The sequence below is a fragment of the Lysobacter sp. K5869 genome, assembly GCF_018847975.1.
In the GTDB taxonomy this organism is placed as follows: Bacteria; Pseudomonadota; Gammaproteobacteria; order Xanthomonadales; family Xanthomonadaceae; genus Lysobacter.
Window position 1 is genome coordinate 740,775 of the sequence record NZ_CP072597.1, and the last position, 18,638, is coordinate 759,412.

Here is an 18,638-nt window from a genome sequence, read left to right on the forward strand (position 1 = left end):
GGCGCGGCGGGCGGAGCGCTGAAACGCCCCGCCCGCGGCCGGCCCGGATCAGCCCGGCGCTTTTTCCGCCGGCGCCGGCTTAGCCGCCATCTCCGGGCTGATCTTCTCGATGGTGTGGCGCAACTCGCGCCCGAGGATGACCTTCGCATCCTTCGCCCAGGTGTCCAGACGCTGATCGAACGCCAGCTTGCTCTGGCTGTCGGGCCACACCAGCTTGAGTTCGCGCAGTTTCTGGATGAAGCCGCGGAACAGGGTCTTGTCGAAGAACTCCGGCGCGGCCGGCGCGTACAGCAGCGACAGGCGCTGCGCGGCGAGCTGGCACAGGCTTTCCAGTTCGGCCGCCGACAAGGTGCCCGGGCCGTTCTTCACCAGTACCGAAATCGCGATGTAGTAGCGCTCGAAGGCCTGTTGCAGCGAGTGGCCGATCGCGCGCAGGCGGAACACTTCGTCGGTCTGGCCGGCGTTGCGGGCGAGGATGCCGCCGTCGTCGTCGCTGACCTTTTCCAGCAGGCCTTCGCGGATGAACACCTCGACCGTGCGCGCCAGGCGCTGGGCGAATTCTTCCTCGCCCCACGGCAGGAACAGCTCGGCCTGCAGGAACGGATACACGCTGCGGCCCAGGCGCAGCACGCCGGCCAGGCTCATGCGCCGGTTGTGCTGGAAGCAGCAGGCGATCCACGAGGCCGCGGTGAACAAGTGCAGCACGTTGTTGCGGAAGTAGCTCAGCAACACCGCCTTGTCTTCGTCCACGCCGAGCACATCGCCGAGCGGGTGGGCGATGCGTTCGAGCACGTTGATCTCTTCGCCGTGGGCGACGATTTCCTGCGGCGTGTGCGGGGTGACGGTGACGCGGTCGGAGTACGGCAGTTCGGCCAGCAACGTCTTGCTCAGCGCGATCTGCGCGAGCAGGTCGGCCTCGCCCATCGCGTGCTTGGGCGTGGACAGCAGCGCCAGCGCCAGCAGGTTGATCGGGTTGACGTCGGCGGCGCGGTTGACGTTGACCTGGATCTGTTGTGCCAACGCATCGACGGTGTCGGACAGCCACTGCGGCTTGTCGTCCTCGCCCAGCGGCTGGCCGTCCCACTGCGGCGCGTGTTCGGCGAGCATGTCGCCGAGCTTGATCGGCTCGCCGAAGTTCACCACCACTTGCCCGTAGTTGGAGCGCAGCACCTTGGGAATGCCCCACAGCAGCTGCCAGATCGATTCTTTCTCTTTCGGCTTGCCGGAGAGTTCGTCGAGGTAGCTGTTGCCCTCCATCAGCTTCTCGTAGCCGATGTAGACCGGCTGGAACAGCACCGGCCTCGTGGGCTGGCGCAGGAAGCCGCGCACGGTCATCACGATCATGCCGCCCTTGGGCGGCAGCAGCCGGCCGGTGCGCGAGCGTCCGCCTTCGATGAAGTATTCGATCGAATAGCCGCCCGCCACCAGCTGCGCGACGTACTCGGAGAACACCGCCGAATACAGCGCGCTGCCGCGGATGCTGCGGCGCAGGAAGAACGCGCCGCCCTTGCGCAGGATGGTGCCGACCACGGGCAGATTGAGATTGACGCCGGCGGCGATGTGCGGCGGCACGATGCCCTTGGTGTAGAGCAGATAGCTCAGCAGCAAGTAATCGAGATGGCTGCGGTGGCAGGGCACGTAGACCACTTCGAAACCGGGCGCTTCTTGCTTGAGCTTGTCCAGGTGATGGACCAGCACGCCGCGGTAGATGCGGTTCCACACCGGCGTGAGCAGGAAGCTGGCCGAGCGCACCACCGGATGCGAGTAGTCGGCAGCGATCTCATAGGCCATCGCGTGGGCCTTTTTCCAGGCCTCGGCGCTGTCGCTGCCGTCGCGGCGGGCCTGATCGGCGATGGCTTCCTTGACCGGGTCGCTGGCGAGCACGCGGTCGATCAGCATGCGCCGGGTCGAAAGATCGGGCCCGATCACCGCCGCGCGGATGCGGCGGAAGTGGGTGCGCAGCACGCGCGAGAGCTTGCGCACCGTGCGTTCGGGTTCCAGGCCTTCGTCGACGATGCCGCGCAGCGACACCGGCGGGGAGAACCGCACCGTGGTGTGGCGGCCGTTGAGCGCGATCGCGAGCAGGCGGCGGAAGCGGCCGACCAGGGTCCAGTTTTCCGAGAACAGCACCGAGAACCAGCCGCTGGTGCGGTCCGGCGCGCGGCCGACGAAGATCGACACCGGCACCAGTTGCACATCGAGCTGCGCGTCGACGCGGTGCGCGTCGAGCAGGCGCGCGAGCGAGCCGGAGTGGGTTTTCGCCGACGGCGGGCCGGCCGGCGCCAAGGTGCCGGCGTTGCGCCGCGACAGCGCGACGTAGGCGCGCTTGCGGCCGAGCGGATCGCCCGGCAGCGGCTGCAGCGGCGAGGGCAGGCCGCTTTCCAGGCAGGCGCGCTCCAGGATCAGCGCGTTGGACAGGCCGTAGTCCTCGAGCACGTAGCAGACCGGGCGGCCGTGCCACTGCTGCTCGGCGATGTGCTGCTTGGGGTTCTTCGGCTCGATGGTCAGAGTGACCCACGGCGCCATCAGTTTGCCGAGCAGGCGCGCCCACCACGGGCGCGGCGCGTTCGCGGCGGCGGCGGCCGCAGCGCCCGGGGACGCAGCGGCGGGCGCCGGCATCGGCAGTTCGGGCTGCTCGGGGTCGTGTTCGGCTTCGGCGTGGGACGCGGACGGCTCGCCGGGGACGGCGGGCGCCTCGCCCGGGCCGTCGGCGCGCGTGGCGGCGACCGCGTCGGCCGCCGGGCCGTCTTGAGCGTTCGCGCGCGCGGCCGGGCCGCCGGCATTCGGGGGCGCGGCTTCGCCGCCGGCGGCATTCGCGGCGGCGTCGCCGCTGTCGGCGGAGGCCGGGCCGGTGCTGGGATCGGGAGTATTCGGAACGGACGCTTGAGGCATGTTCGATGTGGCTGGAGTTGCGTTTGCGCTGCCCGGATCGGCGTCGGCGGGCAGATCGCGCGGATCCGTCGCGGCCGGCGCGTTATCGCCCGGGGCCTGCGAGGCGTCGGGGAAAGGCAGGGGCGTCTGTTTCGGCATTGCCCGCATTATGCCTATTCGGCCTGGGGCCGCGCCTTGGACCAAGCGCCGCCGCGCGGCTGGCCTGCGAAGGGACGGCGGCGTGCCCCGGATGGAGACGCCCGGGTCACCGCCTTGGGGCGCGAAGCCCGGGCGGCCTCGAACCCGGCAACGGCCGGGTTCGTGCGAGCGGGCAGCCGGGCCGGTTGCCGATCGCCCGGATCGCGACGATCGGCCGCGCAGCGCCCCGCTCAGCGCGGCTTGGGCGGCTCGCCGGCGGCGCCGGACCGCGCCGCCGGCTTGGCGGCCGGCTTGGCCTCGGGCGGGAAGCTCTTGCCGGCCGGCTTGGCCTCGGGCGCGATGGGTTTGCCGGCGCCGGTGGGCTTGGGCTCGACGGTGTCGGCCGGCTTGGCCTCGGCCACGGGCGCCTTGGCGCCGGGCTTGGCCTCGCCGGCGCCGGAGGCCGGCTTGGCTAGCGGCTCGTCGACGGGTTTGTCCGCCGGCGGCGACACCACCGGTGCGGCCGCCGGCGCGGCGCCCGCGGCCGCGGGCTTGGCCGGCACCGCCGACGGCGCCCGCGCCTGCACCTTGGCCAGCGCCGCCAACCGTTGCGCCATCGTTCCCGACGGCGCCGCCTTGGCCGGCGCCTCGGCTTCGGCGCGGGCGTGGCGCAGCACATCGCTGAGATACCAGCGGCCGTCGATGCGCTCGACCAGCACATACGCGTCCACCGCCTGCCCGCCGACCTGATAGCGGATGCGCACCTTGGCGGTGTCGCCGGTCTGCTCGTCCAGGGTGGCGTCGACGCTGTCCAACGCCGCGTCCAGGTTCAAGCCGTACTCGCCCAGCGCTTGCTTGAGCCGCTCCACGAACGGCCCGAGCCGGCGCAGACTGCGGTCCATGCCGGCCTTGGCGAACGCGTCCGGGCCGGCCAGGCCGGTGGCGCGCGCGGCCGAAACGAGCTGCGGAATGGTTTCGCGCGCGCGCCGCGAGTCCCCGAGCGGCGCGGCCTGCGCCCACGCGCTGAGCGCCTCGATCAGCTGCGCGTGGTGGTCGCGTTCGGTGTCGCTGTAACCCGGCTCGCTGCGCACGTACTGGCTCGCGAACAGGCCCAAGGTCTTGGCCGCGGACTGCAATTCGGCGTCGGCGCCGGCGAACTGGCGGCGGTAGGTCGCCACCAGCTTGCGTTCGGCGTCCTGCTCGGCCAGCGCGGCGATGAAGGACGGGAAGCGGTCGTCGAGCGGCAACTCGGTCAGCGGCCACACCGTGCGGCCCTGGCCCCAGGCGGTTTCCAGGCGCTGATGCAGTTCCGGCGGCACCGCGTGGCGGGCGTAGCCGGCCAGATCGTTGTGGCGCAGATCGGACACCAATTGAGCGACCGCCTGCGCCGGCAAGGTCGGCACCGCGTCGGCCGGAGCGGGATCCGGGCCGCAGCCGGCCGCCGCCAACACGGCGGCGGCGGTCAGCACGGCGGCGCTGGCGCGTCGAACGAGAGACATGCGTGCGGAGGCTCTGGCGCGGAGCGCATCCGCGGACCGGCATCTTGGCCTCGGCCCCGTCGGCGCACAAGCGCGGGCTCACGCTCGCTCACCTTTACGACGCGAACGCACAGTTAGCGACGGCATCGGTCGTCTCCTGCGGTCCCATCGCGTCACCCACGTTTTGTGATGGATTTAGCAAATAAGCCGCTGAACGGGCGCGCTCCCCGATCTCGTGAAAGGCGTCACCCCCCGCCTCGCGAATGCAGGACTAAGGTGCCGGCTCTGGCATGTTTTATGCGTTCTAACCAGGCAGAACCGGCACAAAAGCTCGCCCGCCTAATGCGCGCAGCGCGCGCAGGAGAACGACCATGCGTCCTACCCCGAGCCGTCTGTTCCTCGCTGTGTTGGCCTTAGCCGCCGCTGGCCCCGCGTTCGCGGCCAGCGACACCGCCAACCTCAACGTCACCATCACCATCACCAGCGTCTGCGACATCCACACCACCGCGCCGCTGCCGGTGAACTTCGGCAGCGTGGCCTCGACCGCGACCAACGTCGATCAACAGGGCCAGCTGACCCTCAACTGCACGCCGGGCACGGCCTACACCATCGGCCTGGACAACGGCCAGAACGGCACCGACGTCAACAGCCGCAAGATGGCCAACGGCGCCAATCAGGTGCCCTACCAGCTCTATCGCGCCGCCGCGCGCGGCCCCGCCGACGTGTGGGGCAGCACCACCGGCGTCGGCGGCAACGTGCTGGCGGGCAGCGGCACCGGCGCCGCGGTCAACATCCCGGTGTACGGGCGCACGCCCAGCGCCAACTTTCCGGCTGGTACTTACAATGACGTGGTGATCGCCACGGTCACCTACTGACCGCCCGCGCGATGGGCGGCGGCCGGCACTCCCCGTCAGTCCGCGATCTCCTGCCCCGGCTCGCCCTGAGCGCCGCGCTGGCCGCCGCGGCCTGCCCGGGGCTCGCGGCCGGGCTGCAGGTCACCCCGACCACGCTCACCCTCGCCCGCGACCGCCCGGCCGACGCCTTGTGGCTCAGCAACACCGGCCAGGAAACGCTGCGCGCGCAGGTGCGGGTGTACCGCTGGACCCAAGACAACGGCCAAGAGCGGCTCGACACCGACCCCGGGCTGGCGATCAGCCCGCCGATGCTCGAACTCGCGCCCGGCGCGCGCCAGCTGGTGCGGGTGATCCGCCTCGGCGCGCCGCCCGCGCGCGAAACCGCCTACCGGCTGATCGTCGACGAACTGCCGCCGCCGCAGACGCCGCGCAGCGAAGGCCTGCAGTTCGTGCTGCGCTATTCGGTGCCGGTGTTCCTGGCGCCGACCGTCGCGGGCGGCCCGCCGCAGCTGCGCGCGCAATTCCAGTTCGAAGGCGACACCCCGTGGCTGGCGGTGGACAACCGCGGCGAACAACGCGCGCAACTGGCCGATGCGGTGTTCGTCGACGCGCAAGGACGCCGCTATCCGCTCGCGCCGGGCTTGCTCGGCTACGCCCTGGCCGGCCAACGCATGCGCTGGCCGCTGCGCACCGCGGCCGAACCGCTGCGCGGTGCCGGCACGTTGAAAGCGAGGATCAATGGCGAACCCAACGAGCAGGCGCTGGCGCTGGACCCGCCGGCTCGTTGAAGCCATGCCGGCCGGCTTGCTCCTGGCGTCGCAGTTCAGCCGCGCGGCCGAACCGCCGCCGCTGCCGCTCATCCCGGCGTTGGCGCAGACCGGCGCGGCGCCGGCCTCGGGCATGGCCGTGTACCTGGAAGTCAGCCTCAACCAGACCGCGTACGGCCCGCCGCAACCCTTCGAGCTGCGCGAAGGCCGGCTCTACGCCAGCGTCGCCACCCTGCGCGCGCTCGGCTTCGCCCTGCCCGGCCGCGACAGCGGCGACACCCTCGCGCCCGACACGCTGCCCGGCGTCGGCGTGCGCTTCGACGCCGCGCAACAACGCGTCGCCATCGATGCGTCGCTGTCGCTGCTGGACCTGCAAACCAGCCGCCTCAACGCGCCCGGCGCCGACGTGCCGCGCGCCAGCGCCTCGCCCGGCGTGCTGCTCAACTACGACCTCTACGCCAGCCGCGACGACCGCAGCGACAACGCCACCGCGTTCGTGGAAGCGCGCGCGTTCGGACTCGGCGACGGGGTGTTCAGTCAGACCGGCGTGATCCGCCACTACCGCGAGGACGGCGCGCCGCGGCGCACCGACTCGATCCGCCTGGACACGAGCTGGCGCTGGTCGCGGCCCGAATCGATGTTCGCGATCACCGTCGGCGACGTCGTCAGCGGCCAGCTCGACTGGACCCGCCCGCTGCGCCTGGGCGGCGTGCGCTTCGGCCGCGACTTCGGCTTGCAGCCCTACCGCATCACCACGCCGCTGCCGACCCTGGTCGGCGAAGTCGCGGTGCCCTCGGCGGTGGATCTGTACGTCAACGGCATCCGCCAATACCAAGGCGATCTCGCGCCGGGGCCGTTCCAGCTCACCACGATTCCCGGCATCACCGGCGCCGGCAACGCGCAATTGGTGGTCACCGACGCGTTCGGCCGCACCCGCACGCTCGACTTCCCGTTCTACGCCGCGCAGCAGTTGTTGGCGAAAGGCCTGTCGGATTGGTCGGTGAGCCTGGGCGTCGCGCGCGAAGCCTATGCGTTGCGGTCGTTCGAATACGGCAGCGATCCCTTGCTCAGCGCCGACCTGCGTTACGGCGTCAGCGACCGCTTCACCTTCCAAGCCCATGGCGAAGGCGGCGACGGCGTGGTCAACGCCGGGCTCGGCGCGGCCTGGCTGCTCGGACAAGCCGGCGTGTTCGGCGCCTCGCTGAGCCACGGCCGCGACGGCGGCGACGCGGGCTGGCAATACACCGCCGGCTACAACTGGAGCAACGGCCGCTTCAACTTCGCCGCCGACACCCAACGCACCCACGGCGATTACCGCGACCTCGCCTCGCGCTACGGCCTGGGCGCGCCGCGGGTCAGCGAGCGCGTGGTGATCGGTTGGAGCGACGCGCGCATCGGCAGCCTCGGCGTGAACTACGTGCGCCTGATCTATCGCGGCGAAGAACCGGCGCGCTACGCCGGCGCGAATTGGAGCCGCAACCTCGGCACCCGCGCCTCGCTGAGCCTGTCGTACAACCAGAACCTCGACCGCAGTGCCGACCGCACGGTCTATCTCGGCTTCACCCTCAACCTGCAGCCCGACCCCGCGCGCCCCGGCACCCAGCTCAGCGTGTCGGCGCAACGCGCCGGCGGCCTCGACCAAGGCGCGATCGACCTGACCCGTCCGGTGCCCGGCGACGGCGGCTTCGGCTGGCGCCTGCAAGCGCGCGGCGGCGACGGCGAGGAAGGCGGCTTGGCCGAAGCGGCGTGGCTGACCGACGTCGGCCGCTTCAATCTCGGCTACGCGCGCCAAGGCTCGCGCGATTACGGCTACGCCAGCGCCAGCGGTTCGCTGGTATGGATGGGCGGCCACGTGTTCGCCGCGCGCAGCGTCAGCGACGCCTTCGCCGTGGTCGCCACCGGCGTGCCCGGCGTGCCGGTGTTGCTGGAGAACCGCCCGTTCGGCCGCACCGACCGCGACGGCCTGCTGCTGGTGACGCCGCTCAACGCGTGGCAGCGCAACCGCATCGGCATCGATCCGATGGAATTGCCGGCCGACACCCGCCTGGACCGGGTCGAAACCCAGGCCACGCCGCGCGATCGCTCCGGCACCGTGGTGCGTTTCTCGATCCAGAAGATCCGCGCCGCGGTGTTGGTGTTGCGCGACGCCGCCGGCGCGCCGCTGCCGCTGGGCAGCGCGGTGCGCAGCGGCAACGGCGAACAGGCGACGGTCGGCTACGACGGCGAGACCTATCTGGAGAACCTGCTCGAACGCAACGAACTGCGCGTGGCGACGCCGGACGGCGAATGCGCGGTGCGCTTCGATTATCCGAGCGATGCGCAAGGCATCGCGCGCATCGGCCCGCTGGCGTGCGCGCGCGAGGCGGCGCCGTGAGCGCGGCGGCGCGCGGCTCGCGCCTGCGCTGCGCGTTGCTGCGCTGCGCGTTCGCGCTACTCGCCGCGTGGGGCGCGCTCGTGCCCGCGCAAGCCGCGACCAGTTGCACCGGCAGCATGACGAATCTGGTGTTCGCGCCCACCAACGGCGCGGTCACCGACGCCACCGCCACGCTCACCGTCACCTGCTCCACCGGCGCGCTGTCGCTGCTGGCCAAGGCCCGGGTGAACATGTGCGTGAGCCTCTTCAGCGGCACCGACGGCGGCGGCACGCTGGCGCCGCGGCGCATGATCAACGGCTTCGGCGACCCGATCCAGATGCAGCTCTACACCGACAGCGCGCGCAGCCAGATCTGGGGCGCGCGCGGCAACGCCACCGTGCCCAACTATCTGCCGCTGCAATTCGATTACGACGTGCCGGTGCTCGGCGGCAGCCAAACGCTCAACGCCACGCTGTACGGCCGCATCCCGACCCAGACCGCGCTCAACGCCGGCAACTACAGTAACCGCTTCACCGGCGCGGCCGACACCAAGATCGAATTCCAGTTCGCCGAAGCCCTGATCGGCACGCCGCCGATGCCCGCGACCTGCATCAGCGGCGGCAGCACCGGCACGCCGAGCACCTTCCCGTTCACCGCCAGCGGCTCGGTGCCCAACGCCTGCACGCTGAGCCCCAAACCGGTGCCCGACCTCGCCTTCGGCAACGTGCCGGGCCAGATCCTCAGCAACGTCGACCGCACCACCGCGATCGGCCTGACCTGCACCGGCCGCACCGCATGGCAGCTCGGCATCGGCAACGGCCTCAACGCCAGCGGCAACATCCGCCGCATGCGCAGCGCCGGCGGGCAGTTCGTTCCTTATGAGTTGTATCGCGACAGCGGACGCAGCCAACGCTGGGGCACGACCTTGGGCACCGACACCGTCGGCGGCACCGGCACGGGAGCGGCGCAATCGCAAACCGTCTACGGCCGCGTGGCGCCGCAGGTCGCGACGCCGGGCAGTTACACCGACACCGTGGTCGTCACCGTCACCTACTGACGCACCCGCATGGCCTACCTGTAGGAGCGGCGCAAGCCGCGACCGCGCCGATTCGCCGACGACGCGGGCCGCCAGGAAGTCGGCGGATGGTACGAGCCGTAAAAAACCCTTCGCGTTGGCGTGGCGAATGTTTGTCCAGGGTTCGCCGTAAGCGATGTGGCGCGGTCGCGGCTTGCGCCGCTCCTACAGGGGCAGCCGAAGTAGCGCGGCGGGGAGGCCGATCGCGCGACGGCTCGGGGCGCCGGGAAGACGGCGAACGATACGGGCCGTAAAAATCCACACGCGTTGGCGTGGCGAATGTTTGTCCAGGGATCGTCGTAAGCGATGTGGCGCGGTCGCGGCTTACGCCGCTCCTACAGGGAGCTCGCGGACCTCGCGGCGGACAAAAGAAAAAGGAGGCGCGAGGCCTCCTTCAAAACCGGCTTGCGCCGGAGAGTACGAGTTGTGGCACGGCCCCGGCCGAAGTCGGGATGCGGGCAGACTAACGCCGCGGCCAAGTTAATGCAATACCTGAAGTATTGCGTCACAACCCATTGATTTTAAATGGCGGCCGACAAAGGCCGCCCCACCGAATCTCAGGGCGCCACATCCAGCGCCTTGCGCTTGGCCTCGCGGCGCGCATCGCGCGACTGGCTGTAGTCGTTGTTGAAAGTCATCGCTTCCCACGAGCCGTAGCTCGGGTTCGGCAGCATCCACCAACGTTCGCCGAACCAATCGTGGTACTGCTCGAGCAACGCGTCGCGGCCTTCCGGCGTATTCGCCACGACCTGCACGAAGTCGCCGATCTGATCGCCGAACTGCATCAGCACGCGGTACTTCTTGCCGGCCAACAGGCGGCGGCAATTCTTCTCGCTGCCGTTTTGTTCGCAACCGTCCACGACCGTGCCCAAGCCGAGGAAGACTTCGTCGTCGGCCACCGGCAAACCGGCGCTGCGCAGGTTCGCGAGCGTGGCGTCCTTCAGATGCACCGCGCGGTTGGACAAGTACAGAATCGTCACGCCCTTGGCCTGCGCGGCCTTGGCGAACTCGACCACGCCGGGGATCGGTTTGGCCTTCTTTTCGGCCACCCACGCGTCCCAGGTGACTTCGTCGTATTCCTTGCCGTCGCGCACCAGGCGCGCCTGATACGGCGAGTTGTCGAGCACGGTCTCGTCCACGTCCATCACCACCGCGGGCTTGAGGCCCTTGGCCGAATTGCCGCGCTCTTCCGGCACCAGCGCATCCCAGTTGGGCTGCTTCAACGCGGCGTCGAGCTTGTCGGCGGCGGCGCGATAGATCGTCTCGGCGCTGGCGCGGTATTCGATCGAACGCTGCATCCACAGCACCGCGTTGAGATTGTCGTCGGCGCCGGTCGGCTTGGCCTCGGCGGCGGGTTGCGCCGGCGCGGCGGCCGCGGGCTTGGCGTCGGCGTTCGTGGCGCCCGCATCGGCCGGCTGGCCCGGCTGCGGCTTGCACGCGGCCAGCGCCAGCGCGCAGGCGAGAACGGTGAGAGGAGCGCGGATTCGCATGCGCAGGGGTCCTGAGGAAAGGCGGGGAGTGTAGGCCGCAGCGCGAAAGCGTGTCGAATGCCGCGCCGTTCGTCGGAACGGGTTTGACCGGCCGCGACGCCGGACGTATATAGCCAATACGTTTTATAACTTATTGGCTATATATGCAGCCCAACGCCGACCTCAACGCCACCTTCGCCGCCCTGTCCGACCCGACCCGGCGCGCGATCCTGGCCCGGCTCGCGCTCGGCGAAGCCTCGGTCAACGAGCTGGCCGAACCGTTCGCGATGAGCCAGCCGGCGATCTCCAAGCACCTCAAGGTGCTCGAAGGCGCCGGCCTGATCGAACGCGGCCGCGACGCCCAGCGCCGCCCCTGCCGCCTGCGCGCGCAGCCGCTGGCCGAGGCCAACGCGTGGCTGGAGACCTATCGCCGCTACTGGGAGAACAGCTTCGGCCAGCTCGATGCCCTGCTCGAGCAAATGCAACGCGAGCGCGCCGCGGCCTCCGCCGCCGACGCGTCGCCCCGTCCCGCCATCCGCCCCAACCGCAAGAGGAAGACCTCATGAGCGCCAACACGCTGAAAGTCGCCGCCGACGGCGACACCGCGATTCTCGTCGTCCGCGAATTCGACGCCCCGCGCGAACTCGTGTTCGAAGCCTGGACCCGTCCCGACCTGCTCAAGCGCTGGCTCGGCGTGTTCGGCGGTTGGTCGCTGGACGAATGCGAAATCGATCTGCGCCCCGGCGGCGCCTACCGCTATCTGTGGCGCAACGGCGACACCGCGATGGGCGTGCGCGGCGTCTACACCGAGGTGCTCGCGCCCGAACGCATCGTCGGCCGCGAACGCTTCGACGAAGCCTGGTTCGCCGGCGACGCGCTCGGCACCACCACCTTCGTCGAGCGCGACGGACGCACGCGCATCAGCAACCGCATCGAATACGCCAGCCGCGAAATCCGCGACGGCGTGCTGCAATCGCCGATGGAAACCGGCATGGGCCTGAGCTACGACGCGCTGGAAGCGCTGTTGGCCGAGCGCAAGGCGGCCTGACGGCTACAGCGCGCCGCTGGCCGAGCGCGAGGCGGCGCGACGGCTTAAAGCGCGCCGCTGTCCGCATCGCCGCGCGGCCGGCGCCGGCGGCGCAGCTCCAGCGCGACGCCGTGGTGCGTGCACTCGGCGATCACCGCATCGACCCAAGCCCGCGTGGTCAGAAAGCTGCTGCCGCTGACTTCCGCCTGGGTGGCGCGCACGTCGTGATCGAGATCGATGCGCGCCTTGGTGCGGTACCAACCCAGCGCGATCGAGTCGTGGCGAACGTCCGGGTCGGCGCAGCCGTTGCGATCCAGCGACACCAGCAGGATCGCGCGTTGCCGCGGCCAGTAGACGCGCACGAACGGGTTGGCATCGTCGCCGCCGGTCACCACGCGACCGACATGCAAGGTGTGGGCGCCGCGCGCGCCCTGGTCGTCGACGATCTGCTGCAACAACGACGACAGGCAGCGCCAATCCGGATGCGCGCGCGGGTCGGACAAGCTCGCGCCCGCCGGGGTGTAACCCTCCTCCGGCTCGTCCGCATGCGCGGGCATCGCGAACGCGAGCGCGCATGCGAGCGCCCACGCGCACGCGAGCCGGCCACCGATAGCGACGCTCATTGCGCCTTGCCCGCCTTGCGCGGCGCCTGCGCGATGCACTCGACCTCGACCTTGGCGCCCATCGCCAACCCGGAGGCCGCCAACGCGCTGCGCGCCGGGAACGGCGCGCTGAAGTGCTTGCGATAGACCTCGTTGAACTCCGGCCAATCGCCGATATCGGCCAGGAACACCGTGCACTTGACCACCTCGCGCATCGACGCGCCGTGGCGTTCGAGCACGGCGCGGATGTTGCGCAGCGTCTGCTCGGCCTCCGGCCCGATGCCGCCGGACGCCAGCGCGTTGTCGCCGCCGGGCACGGTGCCGATCTGGCCCGACAAGAACAGCAGATCGCCGCTGCGCACCGCTTCGGAGAACGGCAGCTTGGCCGCGGCCGGATCCGGCGAACTCAGAAACTGCGGACGCTCGCCCGCGCAAACGGCGGCGGACGCGAAACACAACCCCAACACAGCCGCGGAACGGAACCTGCGCATGCCCGTCGTCCTCATCCGATGAAGTGGCCGGATCATCGGCCGCCGCCGCGCCGCTGGCAAGCGCCCGCGCTCAGGCCTCGCGCCGGTACAACCAAAAGTCCCGCGTTTGTCCGCGCACCGCGCGCAAGCCGGACTCCAGGCGCACGCGCCCGAACCCGCATTTCTCCAACACGCGCTGACTCGCCAGATTGCTGTCGAGCGCATACGCGTCCACCCGCCGATACCCGCGCGCCTGAAACCCCCACCGCGCCACCGCCGCGCACGCCTCGCTGGCGATCCCGCAGCCCCAGTGCGCCGGATGCAGGTTGTAGGCGATCTCGCCGCCGCGCGGATCGTCGAACACGGTATGGAAACCGACCGTGCCGACCAACTCGTCGAGATCGTCGACGATGGCGAACAACGCGGGCGCGTTTCGCTGGAACGGATGGGACGCGGCGATTTGCGGATACAGCACCTCGATGCCGTCCAAACTCCAACTGGTGTGTTCGACCGCGCCGGGAAGAGACAGATACGCGAACCACGCCGACGCGTCGGCCATGGCGATGGGCCGCAGGTGCAGGCCGACCCGGCCCAGGGTCGGCATCATAAGAAAGCTCGCGGGGCTGAATGGTTGGACGAGATCATTTGCGATTGGAATGCCTCGATTCTGTTTCGATCATGGCAGCTTTGTGGCTTCGGGCAATAAGCGTGATTTCTTTCGTGCGCATAAACCGCATGCGCACGATGATCGGGCTTGACTCACGCCGATTCGGGAGTTCACTCTGTCGCCCACAAGCCTATTGCGCCGATCCGATATAGGTATTGACGCATGGCCAGCTTTATAAGGACGTGCGTCAGCGGACGTTCTCAGATTCTCGCCACATTGGATGATTGGCGAAGTTGCTTACACAGGCCCGACATGGACAGTGCATGTACTCATCGCATTCGACGCTCGGAAGGCGAAGCCGCCCCCATGAAGGGCGTTCCGCCATATGACGCAAAGGGCGACCTTCCCTCATGGCTTCCAGCGGCTTCAGACACGTTCCGGAATGTAGAGTCCGAACGCCAAAGCGCTCCCTTGAACATGACCACTGCAGAGCGGCACAGCCATGTCCATCGCCCCTGAACTTCAAGCCAAGATCGACGCACTCGAGGACGAAGACCTCAAGGTCAGAATTATTCGGGTGATCACAAATCCTGGGAAGAAGCTGGCGACTAACGAGGAAATTTTCGAGTCGATGACGTCCAGCTACCAGATGGCCAAGGCGCAGCAGGCCCGTCTGAGGAAATGGAGGGACGACGAGGCGGTTGCTTTCGCAAAATACTTCCAGGAAGAGCGGCGCGACGACTACGCGGAATTCATGCGACAGGAGCACAAGTTCAACCAAATTGAACCCGGGCTTGCCTGCGGGGTCCGCCAACTCATATCGAAGTGGATTCCGAATTTGGACTCTTCCGACCGCAGAGGTCTGTTCCGAAAATTTCGCCGCTACGCCAGATCTCAGCTGGCCGCACCAAGAGAAATCGAATGATCGCGAACCCACTCCTTCTGAACATTTAGAACCTGATCGCCATTGCCTGTTGTGATCCGAAATAAAGAATGCCGATCTCAGCGATCCATGCCATGCCCATAAGCCCTGAACTTCAAGCCAAGATCGATGCACTTGAGGACGAAAACCTCAAAGCCAGAATCACTCGGGTGATCACAAACCCCGGGAAGAAGTTGGCGACTAGCGAGGAAATATTCGAATCGATGACGTCCAGACACAAGATAGCGAAAGAGCAGCAAGCCCGACTGAGGAAGTGGCGGGACGATGAAGTGATCGCTTTCGCGCAGTACTTCCGTGAAAAGCGCCCGGAAGACCACATGGAATTCCTCCGGCAAGAAAAGGAATTCAACGAGATAGATGCAGTACTAGCATGGGACGTTCGCCGCTTGATGCTGAGTTGGATGCCCAACATGGATGAATCTGACGTCACCGGCCTATTCGTCGAATTTCGCGACCATGTCGAATCGCAACTAGCCGCAGAAATAACAACCGAGTAGTCGAGAAGCTAATTTCGATGAAAAGGCAGATCCATAGATCCTTGGCATCGTCACTGGCCTTGATCCCTCATGAAAAAACCGACATCAGAGAGCCACACCATGACCATCAGCCCTGAACTTCAAGCCAAGATCGACGCACTCGAAGATGAGAGACTCAAGGCTGAGATCATCGATGTACTTACCGGCCCGGGAAAAAAGCGCGCCAGCGATGAAGCGATCTACGAAGCAATAGTCTCAGGCCACATCTCGGCCGCGCAACAGCGTGCCCAGAGGAGAAAATGGCGCGACGACGAGGTCGTCGCTTTTGCCGCGCATTTTCGGGAGCAAAAGCCCGAAGCCTACGCGGAATTCATCAGACAGGAAAAAGATTTCAACGAGATAGAAGCGACACTCGCGTGGGATGTTCGTCGCTTGATATTGAGCTGGTGCCCGGGGCTGGATGAATCAGATGTCACCGGCTTATTCGGAAAATTCCGCGACTATGTCGATTCGCATTTGATCTGATCAGGGAGGATCAACATGACGAGCTACTTCCTGGCTGACACGAGCAGCTTGGTCTACGCCTATCGCGCCGGTGGCCCACAATTGCTCGACACCTATCGAAAGCTGGCTAGAGCCGGAGAGTACGAATTCGCCATCACCAAGACGGTCGAAACGGAGATTGAAAACGGCCCTCTGAGACACGAGCTTGGACGATACATTGCTGAGCGAAATATTAAAATTCTCGCGACGCCGGAGACAGAACTGCAACTTAATGCCGCAACAGACCCCTTAGAGCACGCAAGGCTTTCTAAGAACGCCGGCGAACGCTCCCTCATCGAAATCGCCGCCAGCGAGCAAGCCCAAGGCCGCAACACCGTCATTTGGTCGGACGACAGACACTTCGCTTCGCCGCAGATCCGCCGCCAGTTGCAACGCGATTTGCCCAGTCTGGAAACCAAGACCACCGCCGAGTTGCTCGACCAATCCCATCGAGACGAGTTCATCACTCAGGCGGAATACCAGCAACACGTAAAAAGCTACCTGACCAACAAGGATTTCCAAGACAGCCCCCGCCTACGCGCATTCGATCCCACCCTATCCGGCCTCCCCGAACTCGCCGAAGGCGAAGCCTCCTTGCGCGCCCCACCCGGGCAGCGCGGGGCCGCCTCGATGCAGTTGCTGATCGGCGAGGTGCCCAGAAATACGCTCATCCGCTCCGGCGGCTTGCTGACCACCGGCGCCGATCTCGCCGTGAGCGCGCAGCGCGCCGCGGAATTGCTGGAACAGGACAATCCCACCGCCGCGCGTTCGGAAGCCACACACGCCGCGGCCCGCAACCTCGGCGGCTGGGTGGGCGGCGCCAGCGCCGCGTCGTTGGTCGGCACCTCGGGCTATGTGCCGGTCGCTGTGGTGATGGCCGACGCCATGCTGATGAGCAAGGCCTTCGACAAGGCCGTCGAGTTGAAGGAAAACCGCGACATCACCCATCAGACCGACAAGCAGGGCGTGGCCTGGGCGTTCGACGGCAACAACTGGGTCCGCGACGGTTTGATCGACAAGACCGCCGACGGCCGCGACAACCCGGTCGAGGCTCCGTTGGGCGCGGGTTACGAGAAGGCGCGCGAGTTGGGCGCCCACGCCAGCGTCGTGGCGGTGGAACTGGCCTTGGGCAAGGCGCCGAAGCCGCAGGATCCGTTCGATGTTCCGGCCAGCCCGGACGACCGCTGGGGCTTGGACAATCAGAACTGGCGACGGAACCCGGAAACCGAGCAATGGCAGCGTCAGGTGAAGACCGGCGTGACCGGCGCCAACGATCGCGGCGTCTACGAACAGCAGACCGCGTCGCCGGAGCGCGCGATGGAGTTGAACCGGGAAGCGGTCGCGCGGATCGAGCGCAACATCGCCGGCGGGCGCGAAACCGTCGCCGCCGTCTACTTGGAGAACTACGCCGCGCAGCGGTCGCGCGACTTCGTGCCGGTGCCGGCCGCGGTGCAGGCCGCGCTGCCGAAATCCGACCAACTCACCGGCTCCGACGGGCTGGTCTATCGGCGCGATGAACATGGGGATTGGGCCAGCGGTAAGCACATCGCGGTGGACAATCTGGCGCTGGAACTGGAATTGACGCGGACGGCCCGCGAACCGTCCCTGGAACGATTGCATGCGCGCGTCGCCGAGCTAGACGCCAGACCCGCGCCCAGCGCGGAACAGCGGCAACAGAACGAGCTCCTGCATCAGTACCGGATCACGGGCGAGAAGACCGAGCTCACGCCGCAGTGGCAGGAAGCGATCCAACTGGCGGTGCAGCGCACGCGGGACGCGCACGGGATCGATGGGCCGGGCGCGCTGCAACTGCAGCGCAGTCACGGCGCGTACGGCGCCGACAGTCCCATCGCCCATTATCAACGCGGCGCGGACGGGGTGAACCGTCTGGTCGCCGTCACCAGCACGGACGACATTCTGCAAGCGCGCGAAGAAGTGCTGGGCAAGGACCGGCAGCGGACGCCGGTTCCTGATGCCGCGCAGCCCAACCCGTCGGGCCATGCCGAACCTCGGGCGGCGACCAGGCCCGATGTCGCCGAACCCACCGTCGATCCATCGCATTTCTCGCGCAACGACCAAGCGATGATGACGAAGATCCGCGCTCACGTGCCCGACAGCGTGACCGACGAACAGGTCGCCGCGGCGATGCTGGCGGCCAAGCGCAACGGCATCGCCGACGCCGACAGCCTCCGGCCGGTCGGCGTCGCGAACGGCACGTTGTGGATGGATCGCGCCGTTCCCGGCTTCCACACCGGCGTCGACCTCGCGCAACCGGCGCCGTCGATGCAGGACACGTTGCGCGGCGCACAGCAGTTCGATCAACAGCAAGCGCAGAAGCAGGCGCAGGAAAGAGAAGTCGAACAGCAGCGTCAAGGCGAACGGCAAGCCGGCGCCGCGCGCGCGCAATCCTGACCGCTGCGCTTACGCCGCCGTTACCGGCGCGATCTGCAACGACACCCGCTTCTTCCCGTCCGCCACCCACTGCGTCCCCACCTCGACGAAGCCATGCCGCGCGTGGAAGCGGCTGGAGGCTTCGTTGAACGGCTCGATGTAGAACTCGGCCGCGACCGAGGCGAAGCCGCGCTCGCGGGCGAACGCGAACAAGTCGGCGTAGAGCAGGCCGCCGAGCTTGCGCGCGCGGTGGCTGGCGGCGACGGCGATGCGATCGATGTAGAGAAAGCGCGGGTAGCGCTGGCGGTACCACCGGTAGTTCGGACTGTCGTAGTCGGCGGTTTGATCGAGCGCGATCAGGAACGCGACCACGGCGTCGCCGTCGCAGACGACGCGGTGGTAGGCGCTCTGACGGTCGAGCATCGTCAGGCGCGGCGCGTCCATCGGGCTCATCAGCGCTTCGGCTTCGAGGTTGAGGGCCAGCACGGCCGGGTAGTCGGCCGCGATGGCGGGGCGCAGGATCGGGCTCATGCGCCGAGTATGCCGAGCGGGCGGCGTGGGCGCTTCAGCGAA

At 68.1% G+C, this 18,638-nt stretch carries 17 protein-coding genes; 10 read left to right on the forward strand and 7 right to left on the reverse strand.

Annotated features, from left to right (window positions below; genetic code table 11):
- Nucleotides 1–48: 48 nt before the first annotated feature.
- Nucleotides 49–2,892: a glycerol-3-phosphate 1-O-acyltransferase PlsB gene (gene plsB, locus J5226_RS03160; RefSeq protein ID WP_255322976.1), complete on the reverse strand. Its 2,844-nt coding sequence runs from the start codon at nt 2,890–2,892 to the stop codon at nt 49–51.
- A 368-nt stretch (nt 2,893–3,260) separates the two neighbouring features.
- Complete coding sequence (locus J5226_RS03165) at nt 3,261–4,508, reverse strand: hypothetical protein (protein ID WP_215838414.1); 1,248 nt, start codon at nt 4,506–4,508, stop codon at nt 3,261–3,263.
- A gap of 350 nt (nt 4,509–4,858) precedes the next feature.
- Here J5226_RS03165 and J5226_RS03170 point away from each other — a divergent pair, with 350 nt between their 5' ends.
- The 4 genes from J5226_RS03170 to J5226_RS03185 are packed head-to-tail and all read left to right on the forward strand — an operon-like array spanning nt 4,859 to nt 9,519.
- Nucleotides 4,859–5,362 carry a spore coat U domain-containing protein gene (locus J5226_RS03170; RefSeq protein ID WP_215838415.1) on the forward strand — a complete coding sequence of 168 codons (504 nt, stop codon included), beginning with the start codon at nt 4,859–4,861 and terminating at the stop codon, nt 5,360–5,362.
- 11 nt (nt 5,363–5,373) lie between these two features.
- Nucleotides 5,374–6,129 (forward strand): fimbria/pilus periplasmic chaperone, encoded by a 756-nt coding sequence (locus J5226_RS03175; protein WP_215838416.1) that lies wholly within the window; start codon nt 5,374–5,376, stop codon nt 6,127–6,129.
- 4 nt (nt 6,130–6,133) lie between these two features.
- A complete protein-coding gene (locus tag J5226_RS03180; protein ID WP_215838417.1) occupies nt 6,134–8,482 on the forward strand; it encodes a fimbria/pilus outer membrane usher protein in 2,349 nt (782 codons plus the stop codon).
- Nucleotides 8,479–9,519, forward strand: coding sequence for a spore coat U domain-containing protein (locus J5226_RS03185; protein ID WP_255322977.1), 1,041 nt, complete (start codon nt 8,479–8,481; stop codon nt 9,517–9,519). Before J5226_RS03180 ends, J5226_RS03185 begins: the two co-directional genes overlap by 4 nt.
- A 575-nt stretch (nt 9,520–10,094) precedes the next feature.
- On the opposite strand, the gene J5226_RS03190 is transcribed toward J5226_RS03185, so the two are convergent.
- Nucleotides 10,095–11,027, reverse strand: coding sequence for a 5'-nucleotidase, lipoprotein e(P4) family (locus J5226_RS03190; RefSeq protein WP_215838419.1), 933 nt, complete (start codon nt 11,025–11,027; stop codon nt 10,095–10,097).
- Between the two features lie 143 nt (nt 11,028–11,170).
- On the opposite strand from J5226_RS03190, the gene J5226_RS03195 reads away from it, so the two are divergent.
- Together J5226_RS03195 and J5226_RS03200 are read left to right on the forward strand one after the other, a co-directional pair.
- On the forward strand, nt 11,171–11,572 hold the full coding sequence (locus tag J5226_RS03195) for a metalloregulator ArsR/SmtB family transcription factor (protein ID WP_215838420.1): 402 nt from the start codon (nt 11,171–11,173) through the stop codon (nt 11,570–11,572).
- Complete coding sequence (locus tag J5226_RS03200; RefSeq protein WP_215838421.1) at nt 11,569–12,054, forward strand: SRPBCC family protein; 486 nt, start codon at nt 11,569–11,571, stop codon at nt 12,052–12,054. The genes J5226_RS03195 and J5226_RS03200 overlap by 4 nt, the downstream gene beginning before the upstream one ends.
- Before the next feature lie 44 nt (nt 12,055–12,098).
- On the opposite strand, the gene J5226_RS03205 is transcribed toward J5226_RS03200, so the two are convergent.
- The 3 genes from J5226_RS03205 to J5226_RS03215 all read right to left on the reverse strand — a co-directional run bounded on the left by J5226_RS03205 (nt 12,099) and on the right by J5226_RS03215 (nt 13,712).
- Nucleotides 12,099–12,590 (reverse strand): hypothetical protein, encoded by a 492-nt coding sequence (locus J5226_RS03205; protein ID WP_215838422.1) that lies wholly within the window; start codon nt 12,588–12,590, stop codon nt 12,099–12,101.
- 62 nt (nt 12,591–12,652) lie between these two features.
- Nucleotides 12,653–13,126 carry a RidA family protein gene (locus J5226_RS03210; protein WP_255322978.1) on the reverse strand — a complete coding sequence of 158 codons (474 nt, stop codon included), beginning with the start codon at nt 13,124–13,126 and terminating at the stop codon, nt 12,653–12,655.
- A gap of 70 nt (nt 13,127–13,196) precedes the next feature.
- Nucleotides 13,197–13,712 carry a GNAT family N-acetyltransferase gene (locus J5226_RS03215; protein ID WP_215838424.1) on the reverse strand — a complete coding sequence of 172 codons (516 nt, stop codon included), beginning with the start codon at nt 13,710–13,712 and terminating at the stop codon, nt 13,197–13,199.
- Between the two features lie 502 nt (nt 13,713–14,214).
- On the opposite strand from J5226_RS03215, the gene J5226_RS03220 reads away from it, so the two are divergent.
- The 4 genes from J5226_RS03220 to J5226_RS03235 all read left to right on the forward strand — a co-directional run bounded on the left by J5226_RS03220 (nt 14,215) and on the right by J5226_RS03235 (nt 18,086).
- The gene (locus J5226_RS03220) at nt 14,215–14,637 is read left to right on the forward strand and encodes a hypothetical protein (RefSeq protein ID WP_215838425.1); all 423 of its coding nucleotides are present in this window, start codon (nt 14,215–14,217) and stop codon (nt 14,635–14,637) included.
- Nucleotides 14,638–14,705: 68 nt separating this feature from the next.
- On the forward strand, nt 14,706–15,152 hold the full coding sequence (locus J5226_RS03225; protein WP_215838426.1) for a hypothetical protein: 447 nt from the start codon (nt 14,706–14,708) through the stop codon (nt 15,150–15,152).
- Nucleotides 15,153–15,251: 99 nt separating this feature from the next.
- On the forward strand, nt 15,252–15,656 hold the full coding sequence (locus J5226_RS03230; protein ID WP_215838427.1) for a hypothetical protein: 405 nt from the start codon (nt 15,252–15,254) through the stop codon (nt 15,654–15,656).
- 15 nt (nt 15,657–15,671) lie between these two features.
- Complete coding sequence (locus J5226_RS03235; protein ID WP_215838428.1) at nt 15,672–18,086, forward strand: type II toxin-antitoxin system VapC family toxin; 2,415 nt, start codon at nt 15,672–15,674, stop codon at nt 18,084–18,086.
- Nucleotides 18,087–18,095: 9 nt separating this feature from the next.
- On the opposite strand, the gene J5226_RS03240 is transcribed toward J5226_RS03235, so the two are convergent.
- Entirely contained in the window at nt 18,096–18,596 is a 501-nt protein-coding gene (locus tag J5226_RS03240; RefSeq protein ID WP_215838429.1) for a GNAT family N-acetyltransferase, read from the reverse strand.
- Nucleotides 18,597–18,638: the final 42 nt, after the last annotated feature.

Coding starts and splice junctions, on each gene's coding strand:
- plsB (WP_255322976.1), bottom strand. CDS start 2,892: ATGCCTCAAGCGTCCGTTCCGAATACTCCCGATCCCAGCACCGGCCCG.
- J5226_RS03165 (WP_215838414.1), bottom strand. CDS start 4,508: ATGTCTCTCGTTCGACGCGCCAGCGCCGCCGTGCTGACCGCCGCCGCC.
- J5226_RS03170 (WP_215838415.1), top strand. CDS start 4,859: ATGCGTCCTACCCCGAGCCGTCTGTTCCTCGCTGTGTTGGCCTTAGCC.
- J5226_RS03175 (WP_215838416.1), top strand. CDS start 5,374: ATGGGCGGCGGCCGGCACTCCCCGTCAGTCCGCGATCTCCTGCCCCGG.
- J5226_RS03180 (WP_215838417.1), top strand. CDS start 6,134: ATGCCGGCCGGCTTGCTCCTGGCGTCGCAGTTCAGCCGCGCGGCCGAA.
- J5226_RS03190 (WP_215838419.1), bottom strand. CDS start 11,027: ATGCGAATCCGCGCTCCTCTCACCGTTCTCGCCTGCGCGCTGGCGCTG.
- J5226_RS03195 (WP_215838420.1), top strand. CDS start 11,171: ATGCAGCCCAACGCCGACCTCAACGCCACCTTCGCCGCCCTGTCCGAC.
- J5226_RS03200 (WP_215838421.1), top strand. CDS start 11,569: ATGAGCGCCAACACGCTGAAAGTCGCCGCCGACGGCGACACCGCGATT.
- J5226_RS03205 (WP_215838422.1), bottom strand. CDS start 12,590: ATGCCCGCGCATGCGGACGAGCCGGAGGAGGGTTACACCCCGGCGGGC.
- J5226_RS03210 (WP_255322978.1), bottom strand. CDS start 13,126: ATGCGCAGGTTCCGTTCCGCGGCTGTGTTGGGGTTGTGTTTCGCGTCC.
- J5226_RS03215 (WP_215838424.1), bottom strand. CDS start 13,712: ATGATGCCGACCCTGGGCCGGGTCGGCCTGCACCTGCGGCCCATCGCC.
- J5226_RS03220 (WP_215838425.1), top strand. CDS start 14,215: ATGTCCATCGCCCCTGAACTTCAAGCCAAGATCGACGCACTCGAGGAC.
- J5226_RS03225 (WP_215838426.1), top strand. CDS start 14,706: ATGCCGATCTCAGCGATCCATGCCATGCCCATAAGCCCTGAACTTCAA.
- J5226_RS03230 (WP_215838427.1), top strand. CDS start 15,252: ATGACCATCAGCCCTGAACTTCAAGCCAAGATCGACGCACTCGAAGAT.
- J5226_RS03235 (WP_215838428.1), top strand. CDS start 15,672: ATGACGAGCTACTTCCTGGCTGACACGAGCAGCTTGGTCTACGCCTAT.
- J5226_RS03240 (WP_215838429.1), bottom strand. CDS start 18,596: ATGAGCCCGATCCTGCGCCCCGCCATCGCGGCCGACTACCCGGCCGTG.